This window comes from Georgenia deserti (assembly GCF_042680605.1).
In the GTDB taxonomy this organism is placed as follows: Bacteria; Actinomycetota; Actinomycetes; order Actinomycetales; family Actinomycetaceae; genus Allobogoriella; species Allobogoriella deserti.
The window spans coordinates 242,646-259,989 of sequence record NZ_JBHUEE010000003.1; the positions used below are offsets into that span (position 1 = coordinate 242,646).

The 17,344-nt window shown below is 69.2% G+C and carries 13 protein-coding genes; 5 read left to right on the forward strand and 8 right to left on the reverse strand.

The features are described from left to right. Positions 1 to 9: 9 nt before the first annotated feature. From ACFSE6_RS07890 to ACFSE6_RS07905, 4 genes are all read right to left on the reverse strand, one after another. Positions 10 to 1,692, reverse strand: coding sequence for an ABC transporter substrate-binding protein (locus ACFSE6_RS07890; protein WP_388004663.1), 1,683 nt, complete (start codon positions 1,690 to 1,692; stop codon positions 10 to 12). Between the two features lie 45 nt (positions 1,693 to 1,737). Further along, positions 1,738 to 2,658 carry a carbohydrate ABC transporter permease gene (locus ACFSE6_RS07895; protein ID WP_465254130.1) on the reverse strand — a complete coding sequence of 307 codons (921 nt, stop codon included), beginning with the start codon at positions 2,656 to 2,658 and terminating at the stop codon, positions 1,738 to 1,740. Between the two features lie 29 nt (positions 2,659 to 2,687). After that, positions 2,688 to 3,716 (reverse strand): ABC transporter permease, encoded by a 1,029-nt coding sequence (locus tag ACFSE6_RS07900; protein ID WP_388004666.1) that lies wholly within the window; start codon positions 3,714 to 3,716, stop codon positions 2,688 to 2,690. A gap of 285 nt (positions 3,717 to 4,001) precedes the next feature. Further along, entirely contained in the window at positions 4,002 to 6,386 is a 2,385-nt protein-coding gene (locus tag ACFSE6_RS07905; protein WP_388004669.1) for a beta-xylosidase/alpha-l-arabinosidase, read from the reverse strand. A 227-nt stretch (positions 6,387 to 6,613) separates the two neighbouring features. Between ACFSE6_RS07905 and ACFSE6_RS07910 the strand changes: the two genes are divergently transcribed. Continuing rightward, the gene (locus ACFSE6_RS07910) at positions 6,614 to 7,615 is read left to right on the forward strand and encodes a LacI family DNA-binding transcriptional regulator (RefSeq protein ID WP_388004672.1); all 1,002 of its coding nucleotides are present in this window, start codon (positions 6,614 to 6,616) and stop codon (positions 7,613 to 7,615) included. A gap of 85 nt (positions 7,616 to 7,700) precedes the next feature. Continuing rightward, entirely contained in the window at positions 7,701 to 9,743 is a 2,043-nt protein-coding gene (locus tag ACFSE6_RS07915) for a glycosyl hydrolase (protein WP_388004675.1), read from the forward strand. Between the two features lie 7 nt (positions 9,744 to 9,750). On the opposite strand, the gene ACFSE6_RS07920 is transcribed toward ACFSE6_RS07915, so the two are convergent. From ACFSE6_RS07920 to ACFSE6_RS07935, 4 genes are all read right to left on the reverse strand, one after another. Beyond that, positions 9,751 to 10,257 (reverse strand): OsmC family protein, encoded by a 507-nt coding sequence (locus ACFSE6_RS07920; RefSeq protein WP_388004678.1) that lies wholly within the window; start codon positions 10,255 to 10,257, stop codon positions 9,751 to 9,753. A 126-nt stretch (positions 10,258 to 10,383) separates the two neighbouring features. After that, the gene (locus ACFSE6_RS07925; protein WP_388004681.1) at positions 10,384 to 11,160 is read right to left on the reverse strand and encodes an IclR family transcriptional regulator; all 777 of its coding nucleotides are present in this window, start codon (positions 11,158 to 11,160) and stop codon (positions 10,384 to 10,386) included. 56 nt (positions 11,161 to 11,216) lie between these two features. Continuing rightward, positions 11,217 to 12,830, reverse strand: coding sequence for an arylsulfatase (locus ACFSE6_RS07930; protein WP_388004684.1), 1,614 nt, complete (start codon positions 12,828 to 12,830; stop codon positions 11,217 to 11,219). A 30-nt stretch (positions 12,831 to 12,860) separates the two neighbouring features. Further along, the gene (locus tag ACFSE6_RS07935) at positions 12,861 to 14,219 is read right to left on the reverse strand and encodes an MFS transporter (RefSeq protein WP_388004687.1); all 1,359 of its coding nucleotides are present in this window, start codon (positions 14,217 to 14,219) and stop codon (positions 12,861 to 12,863) included. Positions 14,220 to 14,512: 293 nt separating this feature from the next. Here ACFSE6_RS07935 and ACFSE6_RS07940 point away from each other — a divergent pair, with 293 nt between their 5' ends. The 3 genes from ACFSE6_RS07940 (at position 14,513) to ACFSE6_RS07950 (ending at position 17,336) form a co-directional block, all read left to right on the forward strand. Further along, positions 14,513 to 15,448, forward strand: coding sequence for a PQQ-binding-like beta-propeller repeat protein (locus ACFSE6_RS07940; protein ID WP_388004690.1), 936 nt, complete (start codon positions 14,513 to 14,515; stop codon positions 15,446 to 15,448). Between the two features lie 23 nt (positions 15,449 to 15,471). Next, positions 15,472 to 16,530, forward strand: a complete 1,059-nt coding sequence (locus ACFSE6_RS07945) for a glycerophosphodiester phosphodiesterase family protein (protein WP_388004693.1) — start codon at positions 15,472 to 15,474, stop codon at positions 16,528 to 16,530. A 95-nt stretch (positions 16,531 to 16,625) separates the two neighbouring features. Continuing rightward, positions 16,626 to 17,336: an alpha/beta fold hydrolase gene (locus ACFSE6_RS07950; protein ID WP_388004696.1), complete on the forward strand. Its 711-nt coding sequence runs from the start codon at positions 16,626 to 16,628 to the stop codon at positions 17,334 to 17,336. The last annotated feature ends 8 nt before the right edge of the window (positions 17,337 to 17,344 follow it).

The window sequence follows — 17,344 nt, forward strand, 5'->3', positions numbered from 1 at the left end:
CCTTCGGCGTCACTCCTCCTCGGAGAACCCGCGTTGGTACGCCTCGTTCGCCATGTCGACGTACTGCTGCATGTTCTGGCCCTCGAGCTCGGTGACGTACTGGTCCCACTCGTCGAAGGAGCGCTGGCCCAGGATGAATTGCGCTGTGTTCTGCATGACGTGGTCCTGCAGCGACTGCTGGTGCAGCGACGCCTCCTCCCGCTCCATCTCCTCGAACGGGATGGGTGGCGGGATCACGGCCGGCTCCTTCTGGTTCATCGCGTCGATGAACTCGATCACCTCGGGCCGCAGCATGGATTCCACGAGGTCGACGGTGGAGCCGTGGGCCGGCATGAACACGCCGTTGTGGAAGCCGTAGTCGGTGTTGAGGGCCTCCGGCGCTCCGGGGTTGAGGCCGTTGATGTCGATGTTCTCCACGAGGGTGCGGGTGCCGTCGTCGCCGACGTTGTAGGTCTCGCCCTCGACACCCCACTTGGCGAACTCCAGCCCTTCGTCGGAGTAGTAGAGCCAGTCGACGAACTGGAGCATCGCCACGAAGTTCTCCGACTCGGCGGCGCTGCTGGCGAACATCAGACCGGACTCGGTGCGGGTCGTACCGCTGATGTTGCCGGCCGGCCCCGCGGGAACCGTGATGAGCCTGAGCTCGGCGTCCACGCCGGCGTCCTCGAAGTTCTGACGGTAGGTGAGGATCTCCTGGTCGTTGCCGCCGATGGCCGCCGACTGTCCGTTGGTGAACTTGGCGATCGCGGGGTCGTCCTCCTGCGAGACGGACTCCGGGTCCATGACTCCGGACTCGACGAGCCCGTGGAAGTACTCGAGCAACGAGCGGTACTCGTCCATCGCGCCGGTGTAGACGAACTCCTCGCTCTCCGGCTGCCAGGTGAGACCGTCGCCGTAACCCCAGCCGGCGTTGGTGCCGAAGTTCGGCGCGGCGGCCTGCAGCGTGGCCTCCATCGGGCCGTTGAGGTTCCACCGGTCCGAGAAGCCGTAGTCGAGCTCGGGGTGGGCGTCCATGACGGTCTGGAGCTGCTCGGCGAACTCGTCCCAGGTCTCCGGGTCCTCGGTGATCCCGGCCTCCTCGAAGAGGTCCTGCCGGATCACGATCGAGTACTGCGGCTTCGGCTGCTCGTGCAGACCCGGGATCATGTAGTACTTCCCGTCCGCCTGCCGGTTCTGGTCGATCTCCTCCTGCAGACCCCACTCCTCGACCTTCTGCTGGAAGTTGGGCATGTACTCGACGTAGTCGGAGATCGGCAGGATCGTGCCGGAGGCCACGAACTGCGTCTCGTCGCCCGCGTACGTGATCGGCATGATGTCCGGTGCGTCGCCCGCGCCGACCAGCACCGAGCGACGCTGCGTCCAGTCGGACAGCGGGACCGAGGTGATGTCGAAGGTGACGTTCTGGTTCTCCTCCAGCTCCTGGAAGAACATCCAGTCCTCCTGGAGCGGGTAGTTGGGATGGTCGCGGTAGAGCAACGGCAGTTCGATCGGCTCGGTGGCCTCGAACGTGGTGCCGACGTCGTAGTCCTCCATGGCGCCGACCATGTTGTCCTCGAGGTCGGCGGGGTCGACACCGTCCCCGCCCCCTGACCCGCCTGCGCCGTTGCCGCCGCTGGTGGAGCAGGCGGCCAAGGTGATGGCCAGGGCCGCGGCCGTGACGCCGCCGAATGCCCGTCGATGGGTGGTTGTCATTGTTTTCCTCCGGGTGGTGGACGTCGTCTTCACTGACGGCCGGGGTTACTGCTTGACGGCGCCGAGCATGACGCCGGAGACGAAGTACTTCTGGATGAAGGGGTAGAGACAGATGATCGGCAGCATGGTCAGCACCATGGCGACGGCCTGGACGTTGGCGTTGATCTGCGCGCTGTCGCTCCCCAGCGCCTCGGTCGAGGTCGCCGCGGCCATGAGATTCCGCAGATACATCGTCACCGGGTAGAGCTCCGCCCGGTCCATGTACAGGAAGGCCGGGAACCACTGGTTCCAGAAGAAGACCGCGTAGAAGAGAATCATCGTCGCGATGACGGCCTTGCTCAGCGGCAGGACGATGCGCAGGAAGACGCCGTAGGTCGTCAGTCCGTCGATGGTGGCGGCCTCTTCGAGGTCCTCCGGGAAATTCTCGAAGAAGGACTTCATGATGAGCAGGTTGAACGCGCTGATGGCGTTCGGCAGCACGATCGCCCACAGGGTGTTGCGCATCCCCAGACTGTCCACCAGGAGGTAGTTGGGGATGATGCCGCCGTTGAAGATCATCGTGAACAGGGCGACGCCGATGAAGAACGTCCGGCCCTTGAGGTTCTTCTTACTGATGGCGTAGGCGAACGTCGTCGTGAGCACCATCGAGATGGCGGTGGCCACCGTGGTGTAGACGAGGGTGTTCTGGTAGTTCCGCCAGAACATCCGGTCGCTCATCACGGCTTCGAAGGTGGTCAGGTTGAACCCGCGCGGGACGAGGTTGACCTCGCCGCGGGTGATGTAGACCTCCGCCGAGAACGCCTGGGCGATGACGTTGATGAACGGGTAGAGCGTCAGGCAGCAGATGATGACCAGCGCGACGGCGTTGAAGACCCGGAAGACGGTGTAGCCGCGGGTGTCCTTGACCGTCGTCGGCCGGGACGACGCGATCTTGTCCGTGACCGACTCGGGACGGGTCTGGTCCAGCGCCTCGTCGGAGCGGGTCGTGTCAGTGGTCACCACAGGCTCTCTCCCACGAGTCGTCGTGAGACCTGGTTCGCACCCACGATGAGCACCAGGCCGATGAGGGCTTCGAAGAAGCCGATCGCCGCCGCGTACGAGTAGTTCCCGAGTTCGAGGCCGATGCGGTAGAGATACGTGGCGATCACGTCGGCCGTCGGGTACAGCAGCGGGTTGTAGAGCAGCAGCACCTTCTCGAACCCGACCGACATGAACGTGCCGATGTTGAGGATGAGCAGCACGATCATGGTCGGCCGGATGCCGGGCAGTGTGACGTGCCACGTCTGCCGCCAGCGGTTGGCCCCGTCGACGCGGGCCGCCTCGTAGAGCTGCGGATCGATGGTGGTCAGTGCGGCGAGATAGAGGATCGTGCCCCAGCCGACCGTCTGCCAGATCTCGGAGGTGACGTAGATGGTGCGGAACCACTCGGCCTGCTGCATGAACGAGATCGCGTCGCCGCCGAGTGCGGTGATGACCTGGTTGATCGTGCCGCGGATGGAGACGATCTGCAGCACCATCGCGGCCACGACGACGATCGACATGAAGTGCGGCAGGTAGGAGATGGTCTGCACCGCCCGCTTGAAGAGCCGCGAGCGCAGCTCGTTGAGCATCAGCGCGAGGATGATCGGCAGCGGGAAGATGATGACGAGGCTGAGCGTGCCGAGGATGAGGGTGTTCTGGAACGCGTTCCAGAACGCGCCGTCGTTGACGATCCGCTCGACGTAGTACAACCCGACCCACTCGTCGCCGAAGATCGTCCCGCCCGGGCGGTAGCGCCGGAAGGCGATGACGTTTCCCAGCATCGGGATGTAGCGGAAGATCAGGAAGTACAGCAGCGGGAGCGCCACCAGGGTGTACAGGCGCCAGTCCTTGCGCAGTGCGAGCGCCCACTCGCTGCGGTGGCGGCGGGTCCACGCCACCGGCCCGCGACCGGACGGGCCGACCGGCGTCTGGTCCCCGAGCCGGCCGTCAGCGGGCGCGGCCGGCGGTGCCGTGAACGCGGACCCGCTCTGCGGCAGGCTCATGCGGCCGGCGCCGGGAGCTGGGTGTCCATGCGACGCGTCACCTCGTCTCACCTCGTCGTGATCGACAGCTCGAAAGTATCGGTAGCGGCATTGCGTGGTTTCGGAGATTAGAGGGCGGATGAGAGCGCGTCAAGCGATCGAAGGAGATCGCGTCCGCACCGTGACGCTGGGCCCGAGACGCCGAGAAGTGCCCGAATGCGCAGGCCGGAGGTCCGCCGGCGCGCCAGCGGACACGGCGGAAACTTTCGGGCATCGGTCGAGCACCACGCCCGTCGGCCCACCCAGTCACGGCCGCCCCGCGTCGGACCCGATCTCGACCGGCACGGTGAGGCGACGGGTGTGGTCCACCGTGCGCAGGTCACCGACGAGCCGGACGGGCAGCACCGCCTGCACGTCGTCGGCCGACCTGCTCAGACGCAGTTCGAGATCGCCCGGTTCGACGACGCGCCGCCCGTCACGCCGGGTGAAGGAAGCGGCGTCGGCCGGCACGGTGAAGCGCACCGACCGGGAGCGACCGGCCTCCAGGGGGACGCGCGCGTACGCGAGCAGGCGGACCACGGGGCGAGTGACGGTGGCGACCGGATCGTGCAGGTAGAGCTGGACAACCTCGGTGCCGGCCCGGTCGCCGGTGTTGCGGATCGTCACCTCGACGACGGCCTCCCCGTCCACCGGCACCTCGCACTCAGCGCCCGCCTCGCCGTCGCCGGACACGGGGCGCCCGCCGACGACGACGCTCGCGCTGTCCCAGCCGAAGCTGGTGTAGCTGCGGCCGTGGCCGAAGGCGTACAGCGGCGTCGGGTCGACGTTCGACACGTCCGTCCGGGTGCCGAGCCGCTGGGTGAGGTACGTGCCGGGCTGTGCGCCTTCGTGGCGAGGGATGCTGACCGGCAGGCGGCCGGAGGGATTGACGTCGCCGAGGAGGACCTCGGCGACGGCCCGTCCGCCGAGCTGTCCCGGGAAGAAGGCCTGGATCGTCGCGGCGGCGCGCCGTGACAACGCCCCGACGGCGTACGGCCGGCCGGTCAGCAGCACGAGGACGACCGGCGTGCCGGTCTCGAGCACCGCGTCGACGAGCTCGGTCTGGACGCCCGGCAGACGCAGATCGGTGGCGTCACATCCCTCACCGGAGGTGCCGCGTCCGAACAACCCGGCCCGGTCGCCGACGGTGACGATCGCGACGTCGGACGCCGCAGCTGCCTCGACGGCCGCGGCGAACCCGCTCGTGTCGTCCCCGGTGACCGCGCACCCCGGCACGTGGGTGATCTCCGCGTCCGGGCTGAGCTCACGCAGGGCGCCGAGCACGGTCGGGATCTCGATGCCGACCTCGGACTCGGGGTGGTGCACGCCGACGTGAGCCGGGAAGGAGTAGCAGCCGAGCATCGCCATGGCCTCGTCGGCCAGCGGCCCGAGCACGGCCATGCTGCCGTGACCGGCCAGTGGCAGGACGCCGTCGTTGTCGATCAGCACGACCGCCTCACGGGCCAGCCGCAGCGCGATGTCCCGGCCGGTCTCGTCGTCCAGAGCCTGCTCCGACGGCGCAGGCTCGGGGTCGTAGTCGGCGTCGAGCAGGCCGAGTGCTGCCTTCTGGGCGAGTACCCGGCGCACGGCGGTGTCGAGGAGTTCCTCGTCGATCTCCCCCCGTTCGACCGCGTCGATGAGCGGCGTCCCGTAGCAGTGGACGGTGGGGAGCTCGACGTCGACGCCGGCGGTCAGGGCCAGGCCGGCCGCCTCGGCCTCGCTGCCGGCGACCCCGTGCAGCATGCGTAGGAAGTGCACGCCGAAGTAATCGGCCACGACGGTGCCGTCGAAGCCCCAGGTCTCGCGGAGCAGGCGGGTGAGCAGATCGGGGTCGGCGTGCGAGGGCATGCCGTCGATCTCGGTGTAGGCGGCCATCACCGAACCGGGCCGCCCCTCGCGTACCGCCATCTCGAACGGCGCCAGGACGACGTCGGCGAGCTCACTGCGGCCCATCGAGACCGGCGCGTGGTTGCGCCCGGCCCGCGAGGCCGAGTAGCCGGCGAAGTGCTTGAGCGTGGCGATCACGCCCGCCTCCTGGAGCCCGCGCACGTACGCGGCGCCGATCGTGCCGACCAGGTACGGGTCCTCGCCGATGGTCTCCTCGGTCCGGCCCCAGCGGTAGTCCCGGGTGACGTCGAGGACGGGAGCAAGGCCTTGGTGGACGCCGACGGACCGCATCGAGGCTCCGATCCGACGGGCCATCTCGGTGACGAGTTTTGGGTCGAAGCTCGCACCCCAGGACAGCGGAATCGGGTACGCCGTGGCCTTCCAGGCCGCGAACCCGGCAAGGCACTCCTCGTGCACCAGCGCAGGAATCCGCCACCGGTTCGCGGCCACGATCTCCCGCTGCGAGCGCGCCAGCCCGAGTGCGCCGACGGCCGGCTCGACCGGTGCCGTCCCGAACGGTCGGGTGAGCTGGCCCAGGCCGTCGGCGATCACCTCGGTCCACTGCGGCGGATCGCTCGAGAGGTCCGACTGGTACGGGGCGACGTCGCCGTTGCCGGCGTCGGCACCGACCCAGAGCCCCACGAGCTGGGAGGCCTTCTCTGCGAGGGTCATCCGCTCCACGAGATAGGCGACCCGCTCGTCGTGGCTGCGCTCCGGGTCCTGCCACGGCTGAGCCGTCAGGGTGGGCGCGTGCTCTTCGGTCATCGATTCACCCTCCGGACCCACCACAGCATGGGTCGAAACTATCGGCATCATTGTCGAAACTGCTGGCGCTCCCTGGACAGTAGATGTGGCGCGTCACGGCGTCAACTGCGCCCGCGGGGCGATATGGTGCGCAATTATGCTCTCGACCGGGCCGCCGATACCCGCGTAGGATTCGAAAGTATTTCGGTGACCGGGCTGTCGAGGACGGATCGAGGAATCGCACGACGATGAGCACCACGATCGCGACGATCGCGAAGGAAGCAGGGGTCTCGGTCCCGACGGTCTCCAAGGTGCTCAACGGGCGGCCCGACGTCGCCCGGGCCACCCGGGAACGCGTCGAGCAGGTGCTCGAACAGCACCGCTACCGGCGCCGGAACACCTCGCGCTCATCAGGTTCGCGGCTCATCGACCTCGTCTTCCACGAGCTGGACTCCGCTTGGGCCGTGGAGATCATGCGCGGAGTCGAACGGGCAGCCCACGAGAACGGCCTCAACGTGGTGCTCTCCCATCTCGCCGGTGCGCACAGGCCGCGCCAGGCATGGCTGGACAGCGTCATCGCGCGGCGCCCGCTCGGGGTCATCCTGGTCCTCTCGGACCTCGACACCAGCCAGCGCCGCCAGCTCGAGACACGGAACATTCCGTTCGTCGTGGTCGACACACTCGGCGAGTTGCCCGCCGGCGTGCCCGCCGTCGGCTCGGCGAACTGGAACGGCGGCCTGGTGGCGACCCGCCACCTGCTCGAACTCGGGCACCGGCGCATCGGCGTGATCGCGGGCCCCCCGGATGTCATGTGCAGCCGCCAGCGCGTGGACGGCTACCGTGCGGCGCTGGACGAGGGCGGGGTGGCCTTCGACCCCGACCTGGTGCGCAACGGCCGCTTCACCGCCGAGAGCGGCTATGAGCGCGGGCTGGAGCTGCTGGACCGCGAGGAGCGGCCGACGGCGATCTTCGCGGGGAACGACCTCGAGGCCATGGGCCTGCTGCGCGCCGCCCGGGATCGTGGGCTCAGCGTGCCGGCGGACCTGTCCATCGTGGGCTACGACGACCTGCAGGTCGCGACGTGGACCACGCCGCGGCTGACCACGGTGCGCCAGCCGCTGGTGGACATGGCGCACACGGCGACGTCGATGGTGGTCCAGCTCGCCGCCGGCAAGGACCTGACCATGCCGAGGATCGACCTGGCCACCGAACTCGTCGTGCGGGAGTCGACCGCACCCATTCCCCGCTGAGGAGTCACGACGCGATGATGGAACGCGGTGGCCCGGGCTGGGCTAGATTCGAGGCACCGCTCGCGGCCTGACCCCGGAGGCCCGGATGCCCGCACGGACCCTCTCCCGCCGTACCGCCCTGGTGATCGGGTTCCTCAGCCTCACCGTCGTCGCGACGACGATGGCGCTGCTCACCACCGCACCCTCGCAGAGCCCCGGCCGGACCACGGCCACGCCGGACGCTCCGGTGGTCGACCTCGTCGACGCCGACGCGACGGCCGCGACCCGTGCCCTGTTCCACCGTCTCGAGCGCCAGCAAGGCCGGGGCGTCCTCTTCGGCCACCAGCACGACCTCACCCACGGCTTCACCTTCACCGAGGTGACCGGAACGAACTCCGACACCCTCGCCGCAGTCGGGGATTACCCGGCGGTCTTCGGCTGGGACACCCTCATCCTCGACGGGCAGGAGCGGCCCGGATCTCCGGAGAACTCGCCCCAGCAGAACGTCGAGGCACTGACCTGGGCGATCGAGCAGGCCGACGCCCGCGGCGGCCTCAACACCCTGTCCGCGCACCTGCCCAACATCGTCACCGGCGGCGACTTCTACGACACCTCCGGTGACGTGGTCCGCCGGATCCTGCCGGGTGGCGACCGTCATGCCGAGTACACCGCGATCCTCGACCGCGTCGCGGACGCCGTCGGCGGGGCCACACGCGCGGACGGCACCGCGATCCCGGTGGTCTTCCGCCCGTTCCACGAGAACAACGGAGGCTGGTTCTGGTGGGGCGCAGGGCATACCTCGGCCGGTGAGTTCGTCGAGATCTTCCGGTTCACCGTGGAGTACCTGCGGGATGTCCGTGACGTGCACAACCTGCTGTACGCCTACTCGCCGAACACCGTCGGCGGTGATCGGGAGGCCTACCTGGCGACCTACCCGGGCGATGAGTTCGTCGACGTCCTCGGCTACGACGCCTACGACGACGGGGCCGCGTCCGGCGAGTGGCGCCGGACGGTGGTCCAGGACCTGGCCATGGTCGCCGAACTCGCCGACGAGCGCGGCAAGATCCCGGCCCTGACCGAGTTCGGCCCGGCGGTCGACGACCTGGCCGACCCGGCGTGGTTCACCCGGCTACTGTCCGCCATCGACTCCGACCCGCTCGCCCGGCGCACCACGTACATGCTCACCTGGGCGAACTTCGGCGGCGCCGGCCGCGTCTACGTCCCCCACCCGGCGGTCGACTCACGCGCCGCGCACCCCCTTCTCGCAGACTTCCGCGCCTTCCACGACGACCCGCGCTCGGTCTTCGCCGCCGAGCTGACAGGCGCCGCCGACGCCCGGACCCGCGCGGCCCCGCACGAACCAGTGGTCCACCTCGTCACCCCGACCGATCGGGCACGCGTGAGCACGGCCGAGACCACCGTCCGGGTGAGCGCCCGCGAGGCGTCCGCGGTCGTCTACCGCGTCGACGACGGACCGCCGCAGCCGCTCAGCCGTGCCGAGAACGGGCTGTGGACCGGCACCTGGGAGATCGAGGACGAGCTGCGAGCCGACCGGCTCGTGACGCTCACGATCACGGCCGAGGTCGGCGGCTCGGAGCTCACCGACACCGCCCACGTCCTGGTCGCCGACGCCGAGCCGCCGGCACCCGGGACGGTGGACGACTTCGAGTCCTATGCGGGCGACGACGGCATGCTCGCCGAGGCCTTCGGTCACCAGGGCGACCCGAACACGCTGGCACTGAGTACCGACCGGCGCTCGGGCGGTGAATTCGGCCTGGCTTACACCTACCGGTTCGACGCGTTGTCGTTCACCGGGGTGTCCCGCCGGCTGGACGCGGACTGGCGCGGATTCTCGGAGCTGTGCATGTGGCTGGCGGGGGACGGCTCGCAGAACACCGGGACCGTGCAGCTCATCGCGGGCGGCGTCGCCTTCGAGCAGGAATTCTCACTCGCGGACACCACCGGCTCCGACGTCGTGCTGCCCTTCGCCGGGTTCAGCCCGGCGCCGGGCGAGTCTGAGCACGCCGACGCCGCGCTCGACGCGGATCGCCTGGGCACCGTCACGGCGATGACGATCTTCGTCTTCCGTGGCGGCGACCAGCAGCCCGCGAACGGAACGATCCACCTGGACGACGTGCGTGCCCGATGAGTCCGGCTCAGCCGGCGCGCCGGATCACGAACGTCGGCTTCTCGGCCAGCGACTGCGCCACCACGCAGTAGCGCTCGGTGGAGCGAGCCAGCTTCTCCAGCGTGGCTTCGTCGGCGTCCGTGTCGACCTCGGCCGTGACCTCGATCCCGGTGACACCGACCGGCACGGTGCGGTCGACGCCGAGAGTGCCGCGGATGTCGAACGTGCCGGTGGCCTCGAGGTGGGCCGATCGGATCTCGACCCCCATGGCGGTGGCCACGGTCCGCAGGGTGACGCCGGCGCACCCCAGGAGCGCCTCGAGCAGCAGGTCACCGGAGCAGGCATCCTCCTCCGAGCCGCCGGCCGCGGGGTGCAGACCAGCGCGTACCGGCCCGGCGAACCCCTCGACGGTGGCGGTCAGTCCGCCGTCGGCGAAGCTCGCGCTCGCCCGGACGGGCACGAGCGCCGAGTCGGGCTCAGTGCGGTACTTCTCCTTCAGCGGGGCCTGGGCGGCCCTGAGTTCTGTCGCGTCCACCCGGCCAGTCTCGCATCGCTGAGGTCGCGGCCGGCCGGCCTACCGCCGAAGACGACGGCGCTGGGGCCATGAGGGTCCCCGTGGTGCCACACCCTGGCGTCGCGCAACCGGAGTCTCACGCGGACATCAGCCCTCCGCGGGTATGTCGCTCGCACCGAGCCGAGCCGAGATCGCACGCCCTGCCGTGCGCAGCGGTGAGAGGGTGGCCTCCATCCGGTCTCGAGTAAGGCGCTCCGACGGTCCGGACACGGATAGGGCGGCGATCACGCGGTGCGCGCCGTCATGGATCGGCACCGCCAGTGAGCTCACCCCATCGATCGCCTCATCCGCAGCCATGGCGTGGCCGGCTCGCCGAATCTCGCGGATCCGGCGGCGGGTCTCCTCCGCCGATAGCGGACGATGGACGGCCTGGTCGTGCTCGTGGCTTGCGAGCACGTGCTCGATCTCCTCGTCATTCATCGCGCTGAGGAGAATCCGTCCGTTCGCCCCCGACCACAGCGGGTACATCTGCCCCAGCTCGGAGGCGAATCGGAGCGGGTGCGGACTCTGGACCTCGTCGATGAAGACGCGGGCATTCCCGGCAGCCACCGAGAGTCCGACCGTCTCCCCAGTCTGGTCGCGCAGGGCGACCATGTGCGGCCGCGCCTCGTTCAACAGGTTGGCAGCTCCGTTGTACCCCAGGCCGATGAGCAGCGCCTGCGGTCCGACGCGGTAGCGCTGGGTCAGGCCGTCCTGGATCACCATGCCGGTGGCCTCGAGAGTCGTCAGGATGCGCTGGACCGTGCTGCGCGAGACTCCGGTGGTGGTCGCGAGCTCGCGGGCACTACCACCGTGCGAGAGGGTACGCAGGGCGGTAAGGACCCGCACTGCCTTGGTAAGTGCGTTGTCCGGGCCTGCCTCCATAGCCGTCAGATTATCGACAGAGAGCGGTGCCGCCGCACGCCGGTACCGGCGCGGCACTACTCGGACGGCAAGCCGCCACCCCGGGCGGCGTACAGTTCCAGCACCTTCTCCCGCGGGATAACCCCACAGCGTGCCGCCCACGCCTCGTACGCCGCCGACAGCTCCGCCACCACGCCGGGATGCTCCGCCGCGAGGTCGTGGAGCTCGGTCCGGTCGCGGACCATGTCGTAGAGCTCCCAGTCCTGCGCGTGCTTGCGCACCAGCTTCCACGTCCCGCGGCGGACTCCGCAGTTGCCCTCGTGCTCCCAGTACAGGAGGCGCTGATCGTCACTCGTGCCGTCGCGCAGGGTCGGCACCATACTGACGCCCTCCAGGGGCAGTGGCGTACGCCCGGGGTAGGAGGACGGGTACTCGGCACCCGCGATGTCGAGCAGCGTGGCCATGACGTCCACGAGCTGGTGGGGCTGCTCGCGCTTGACGTCGACCGGGAGGACGCGCGGCCAGCTCGCGATGAACGGAGTGGCGATACCGCCTTCGTGAATCCAGTGTTTGTACTCCCGGAACGGGGCGTTGGACACGTTCGCCCATGCCCGTCCATATGTGGTGTAGGTGTCCTCCCCGCCGGGGACGATGCTCGGGTCGTTGCCGGGACGGACGTCGCGGCCATCGCGCGTGGTCGAATCGAACGTCACGTACGTGGTGACAAACTCGCGGGCCGTCTCGAGCGGCATCTCCTCCGCGCAACCGCCGTTGTCGGAGAGGAACATGACGAGGGTGTCGTCGTAGATCCCCTGTGACTTGAGCTCGGCGACGATGCGCCCGATGCCCTGGTCCATCCGGTCGATCATGGCCGCGTACACGGCCATCCGAATCGCTTCCCACTCCTTGTCGGAGACGCTCTCCCACTCCGGTACCCGCGCGTCACGGTCGGTCAACGGCCAGTTCTCGGAGATGATCCCCGACTCGATGAGCCGCTCGAGCCGCTCGGCGCGCAGCGTGTCCCAGCCCGCGTCGAAGCGGCCAAGATACTTCCGCACGTCTTCCTCGAGCGCATGCAGCGGCCAGTGCGGTGCCGTGTAGCCGACATAGAGAAAGAACGGGTCCGCCGCGTGCTCGCCGCGGTGCTGTCGGACGAAGGCCGCGGCGTTCTCGCTGATCGCGTCGGTGTAGTAGAAGTCCGGGTCCTCGGCGGCCTCGTGTTCGACATTCGTCTCCCCGCGCGTGAGGGTGCGGGGCATGAAGAAGCTTCCCGCCCCTTCGAGGGTCCCGTAGAAGTCGTCGAACCCGCGGCGCGTCGGCCACGAGTCGGACGGTTCGTGGATGCTGCTGGCGACGTGCCACTTGCCGGAGATGTAACTGCGGTAGCCGGCCGGTTTCAGGGCCTCGGCAATCGTGAGGCAGTTGGTGTTCAGGTCGCCCGGGTAACCCTCTGGCGAATCGTCGTAGTTCAGGATCCCGATCCCGGTCTGGTGGGGATGCAGTCCCGTCAACAGCGAGGCACGGGACGGGCTGCACCTGGCGGTGTTGTAGAACTGGGTCAGCGAGACGCCGCCGGCCGCGAGTGAGTCGATGTTCGGGGTGTGGATCTCTCCCCCGAAGCACCCGATGTCGGAGAAGCCCATGTCGTCGGCGAGGATGAGGACGACGTTGGGGCGACGGGCTTGTGTCATGTGTTCTCTGGTCCGTTCGTGAGGGGGATGTCAGCGGTTCGCGTCGTGGCCGAGGCTCGCGGCCTGCGCCCGGAGGTCGGCATCGATCTCGTCGTGCGCCGTCTCCCGCATGAGGTAAAGCGACACGAGGGCGATGGCCGCGGCGCCCATGAGGTAGACCGCAACCGCCCACGAGCCGTCAGTGACCGAGACGAGCCAAACGGACAGCGCCGGAGCGACGGCCCCGGACGGGAGCACGCCCAACTGGTAGACGATCGACATCCCGCTGTAGCGGACGCGGGCGGGGAAGAGCTCGGCGAACGTCGCCGCCTCGGCGCCGAACATCGTGCATGCGCCGAGCGACCAGCCCACCACAACGGCGACCCAGATCATCTGTTGCGCGCCGCTGTCGATGAGCATGAAGCACGGGAACGCCGTCACCAGCGCGACGAGGGCGCCCAGGCCGAACACCGGCCGCCGGCCGAACCGGTCGGAGAGCCGGCCCGCGGTCGGGATGACGAAGAAGCCGATGACGCTCGCGATGAGGAGCGCGTTGAGCGCGTAGCTCGCCTCGAGACCGAGCACGGTCGTCGTGTACGTGACGACGAACGCGTTGTAGACGTTGAAGGTGATGCTCTCGCTGAAGCGTGCGCCGATGCCACGGAGGATCTGCTTCGGGTAGTCCCGGATGACTTCCACCATGGGCACTTTGGCCCGGCTGTCGGTCTCGACCATGTCGCGAAACTGCTGGGGCTCGCGGACGCTCAGACGGACGACGAGACCCACGATGACGAGAACGATGCTCGCCAGGAAGGGAAGGCGCCACGTCCACTCCTGCAGGGCCTCGTCGCCGGGCAGGCTCACCAGGTTCACCGCCGCGGTCGACAACAGCAGGCCGATCGGGACGCCCGTCTGCGGCCAGGACGAGAACAGGCCTCGCTTGCCGTGCGGGGCGTGCTCGAAGGTGAGGATGGCCGCACCGCCCCACTCGCCGCCGAGGCCGATCCCCTGGAGCATGCGGAGCAGCAGCAGCAGGATCGGCGCTGCGATCCCGATCGACTCGTAGGTCGGCAGCGTGCCCATGAGGAAGGTCGAGCCGCCCATGATCAGCATGGTGATGACGAGGATCTTCTTGCGACCGATCCGGTCCCCGAAGTGGCCGAAGATCACGCCGCCGATCGGGCGGGTGACGAAGCCCGCCGCGAAGGTGCCGAACGCGACGAGGGTGCCGATGAGCGGGTCGAACTCCGGGAAGAACTGGGAGTTGAAGACGAGTGCGGCCATCGTCCCGTAGAGGAAGAAGTCGTACCACTCGACCACCGAGCCGAATGTGCTCGCGAGGATCGTGTTCCGGTTGTGAGCGCGGGTCTCGCCCGGTTCCGGGTCTGTCGAGTCGTTGGTCGAGTGCATCGTCGAACTCCTTGTGTGTCCCGTCAAACGGGACATTGTCCCATCGGTGTTGGTCGTGGACTTTAGAGCGTCCCTGAGAGGGCGTCAACACGCGTTCGGGCCCTCGGCCGCGCGATGGGCCTCAGTGGAAGGGCCCGGGAGGGCCCGGTCGGATGTCGGGGACCATCTCCGGCAGAGTTCACCCGGGTTTGGCCCCCTCGTCATGCCATCGTCCGATGGTGGTCACTGCCGACCGGCAGCCTCTTCGGACGGCGGACCCGGACCGTCCGGGTCCGAACCGGACAGGGGTATCGATGACTCACCACCGCAGGAGCGCCGTAGCCGTCACCGGAGCCGGGCTCGCCACCGCCGTCGTCCTCACCGGCGCCACCGCCTCGGCCGACACCGGTGCGACGCCCGAACCGGCCGAACACACCGCGACGGTCGAGCGGGTCTACGACGACGTCTGGGACGCCGACCAGGGCATCGCCGTCGACGGCGAGCACATCTACGCCGTGGACAACAGCGAGATCACTCGGATCGACCGGGCGACCGGCGAGCCGGAGCTGCAGTTCGTCGGCGACGAGGACGGCCCGGTCGAACACCTGGACAGCGGAGTCGTGGTGGACTCGCGGCTGTACGCCGCCCACTCCAACTATCCCGAATGGCCGATGGAGAGCTCGATCGAGGTGTTCGACACGGAGACGATGGAGCACGTGGACACCCACAGCTTCGGCATCCACCGCGGCTCGCTGACATGGATCGACCGCAACGACGGCTTCTGGTGGGCGACGTTCGCCAACTACGATCGGCGCCGCGACGACGCCCGCAACGAGCCCTACGGCGAGACCTACAACACGCAGGTCGTCCAGCTCGACGACGAGTTCCGCGAACTCCAGTCGTGGACCATCCCGAAGGAGATCCTCGACCGGTTCGAGGACATGTCCAACTCCGGCGGGTCGTGGGGCCCGGACGGAAATCTCTACATCACCGGGCACGACCTGCCCGAGGCATACGTGCTGGCGCTGCCGGAGGCCGGCTCGGAGCTGAGCTGGCTCGGGACGGTCGCGCTCGAGGGCATCGAGGGCCAGGGCATCGCGTGGGACCGGTCCGAGACCGGCGAGCCCACCATGTTCGGGATCAGCCGGGACAACGACGAGGTCCGCGAGTACTCCGTGCCGGTCGAGCAGATCGCCGCCCCGCCCGAGCCGCGGTGGGACGTGGTCGGCCCCGAGGACTTCGTGCGATGACCACCGACGAGAGGAGAACAGCGATGAAGCAGCGAACCGTGGCGCTCACCGCCGCGCTGTCCGCCGTCGTCGCCGCCGCCCTGGCGGCGCCGGCGCCCGCCGAGCGACCGGCGGACCGGTTCGACCTCCAGGCCCATCGCGGAGGCACCGGCCTGTACACCGAGAGCACCCGCGAGGCGTTCGCGAACGCACTCGAGCTCGGCGTGACCACCCTCGAGCTGGACACCCAGGTCACCGAGGACGGCGCCGTCGTCGTCACGCACGACCGCCAGATCAGTGCGGACAAGTGCCGCGACACCGCGCCCGCCCACGCCGGCGACCCCGAGTACCCCTACGTCGGGAAGTACATCACCGACCTCACCCTCGCCCAGGTCCAGACGGTCGAGTGCGGCTACCGGCCGCTCCCGCAGCATCCCGACCAGCAGACCGCCCCCGGCCCGATGCTCGAGCTCGGTGACGTCTTCCACCTCGTCCGGCACTACCGCGCCAACCAGGTGATGCTGAACATCGAGACCAAGGTGGAGGCAGGCGCGCCCGAGGAGACGGCGCCACGGGAGGAGTTCGTCCGGGCGGTCCTGGAGGAGATCGCCGCGCACCGGATGGAGCGCCAGGTGACGATCCAGAGCTTCGACTGGGGTGCCCTGACCCTCGCCGAGGAGCTCAACCCGCGCCTGCCCCGGATCGCGTTGACGAATCACGACTTCCTCGAGGTCGGCCAGCCCGGCGCCTCCCCGTGGCTCGGCGGGCTCGACGCCGACGACTTCGACGGCGACCTCGTGGCGATGGCCGACCATCTCGGCGTCGACGCGATCTCGCCGGTGCACGGGTTCCCGCAGGACGGTGTGGTCGCCGACGCCGACTACGAGCCGTACGTGACCGAGCAGATGGTCGCCGACGCGCATCAGGCCGGCCTGGAGGTGATCCCGTGGACGGTGGACGACCCGGACACCATGCGGGCGCTCATCGAGACCGGGATCGACGGGCTCATCACCGATCGGCCGGACCGGCTGCGCGAGGTGATGGCCGAGTACGACCTGAGGCTGCCGCGGCCGCTCCGGGCACCGCACGGCTCCGTCCTGTGACGACCGGGGCCCGGGGCCAGGGCTCCGGGCCCCGCAACGGTTCCGCCGTGCGAGCCGAATAGCGGCGACGGCGCCGACCGTGGGAAAGTCCTGGCATGAGTGAACCGGTGGACGTCGTCCTTGTGCCCGGCTTCTGGCTCGGTGGATGGGCGTGGGACGGGGTAGTGCCGTTCCTCGAACAGCTTCGCCTGCGGCCGCACCCGGTGACGCTGCCCGGCCGGGAGCCGCACGGCCCGACTCCGCGGGTGACTCTGGAGCACCAGATCGCCACGGTGCGTGAGGTCGTCGCGGGCACCGGTGGGAAGGTGCTGCTCGTCGGTCACTCCGGCGGGGTCACTGTCGTCAACGGCTACGCCGACACCGAGCCCGAGCGGGTCGCCGGAATGGTGTTCGTCGACGACGCCCCACTCCCCGACGGCGGCACGTTCGCCGTCGATGTGCCGCGCCGCGCACCGGGCCTGCCGTTGCCGCCGTGGAGCGAACTGGCCCAGATGGGACTGAGTCCCACCGGCCTGGACGCGCACACACGGGAGGTCGTCCGCGACCTCGCGGCCGCCGAACCGGCCGGCGTGCTCACGTCGACGGCGCGGCTGCGCAACCCGCGCCGGAAGGACATCCCGGTGACCATGGTCTGCACGTCGATGCCGGCGGCCACCGTGCAGGACGCGATCACGGCCGGGGCACCGTTCACCGAGGAGCTCGCCGGGCGGGATCTCATGCTTCTGGACATGCCGACCGGGCACTGGCCGATGTTCAGCCGGGGTGAGGATCTGGCGCACGCCATCGCGCTGGCCGCGCGCCGCTAGGGCGAATC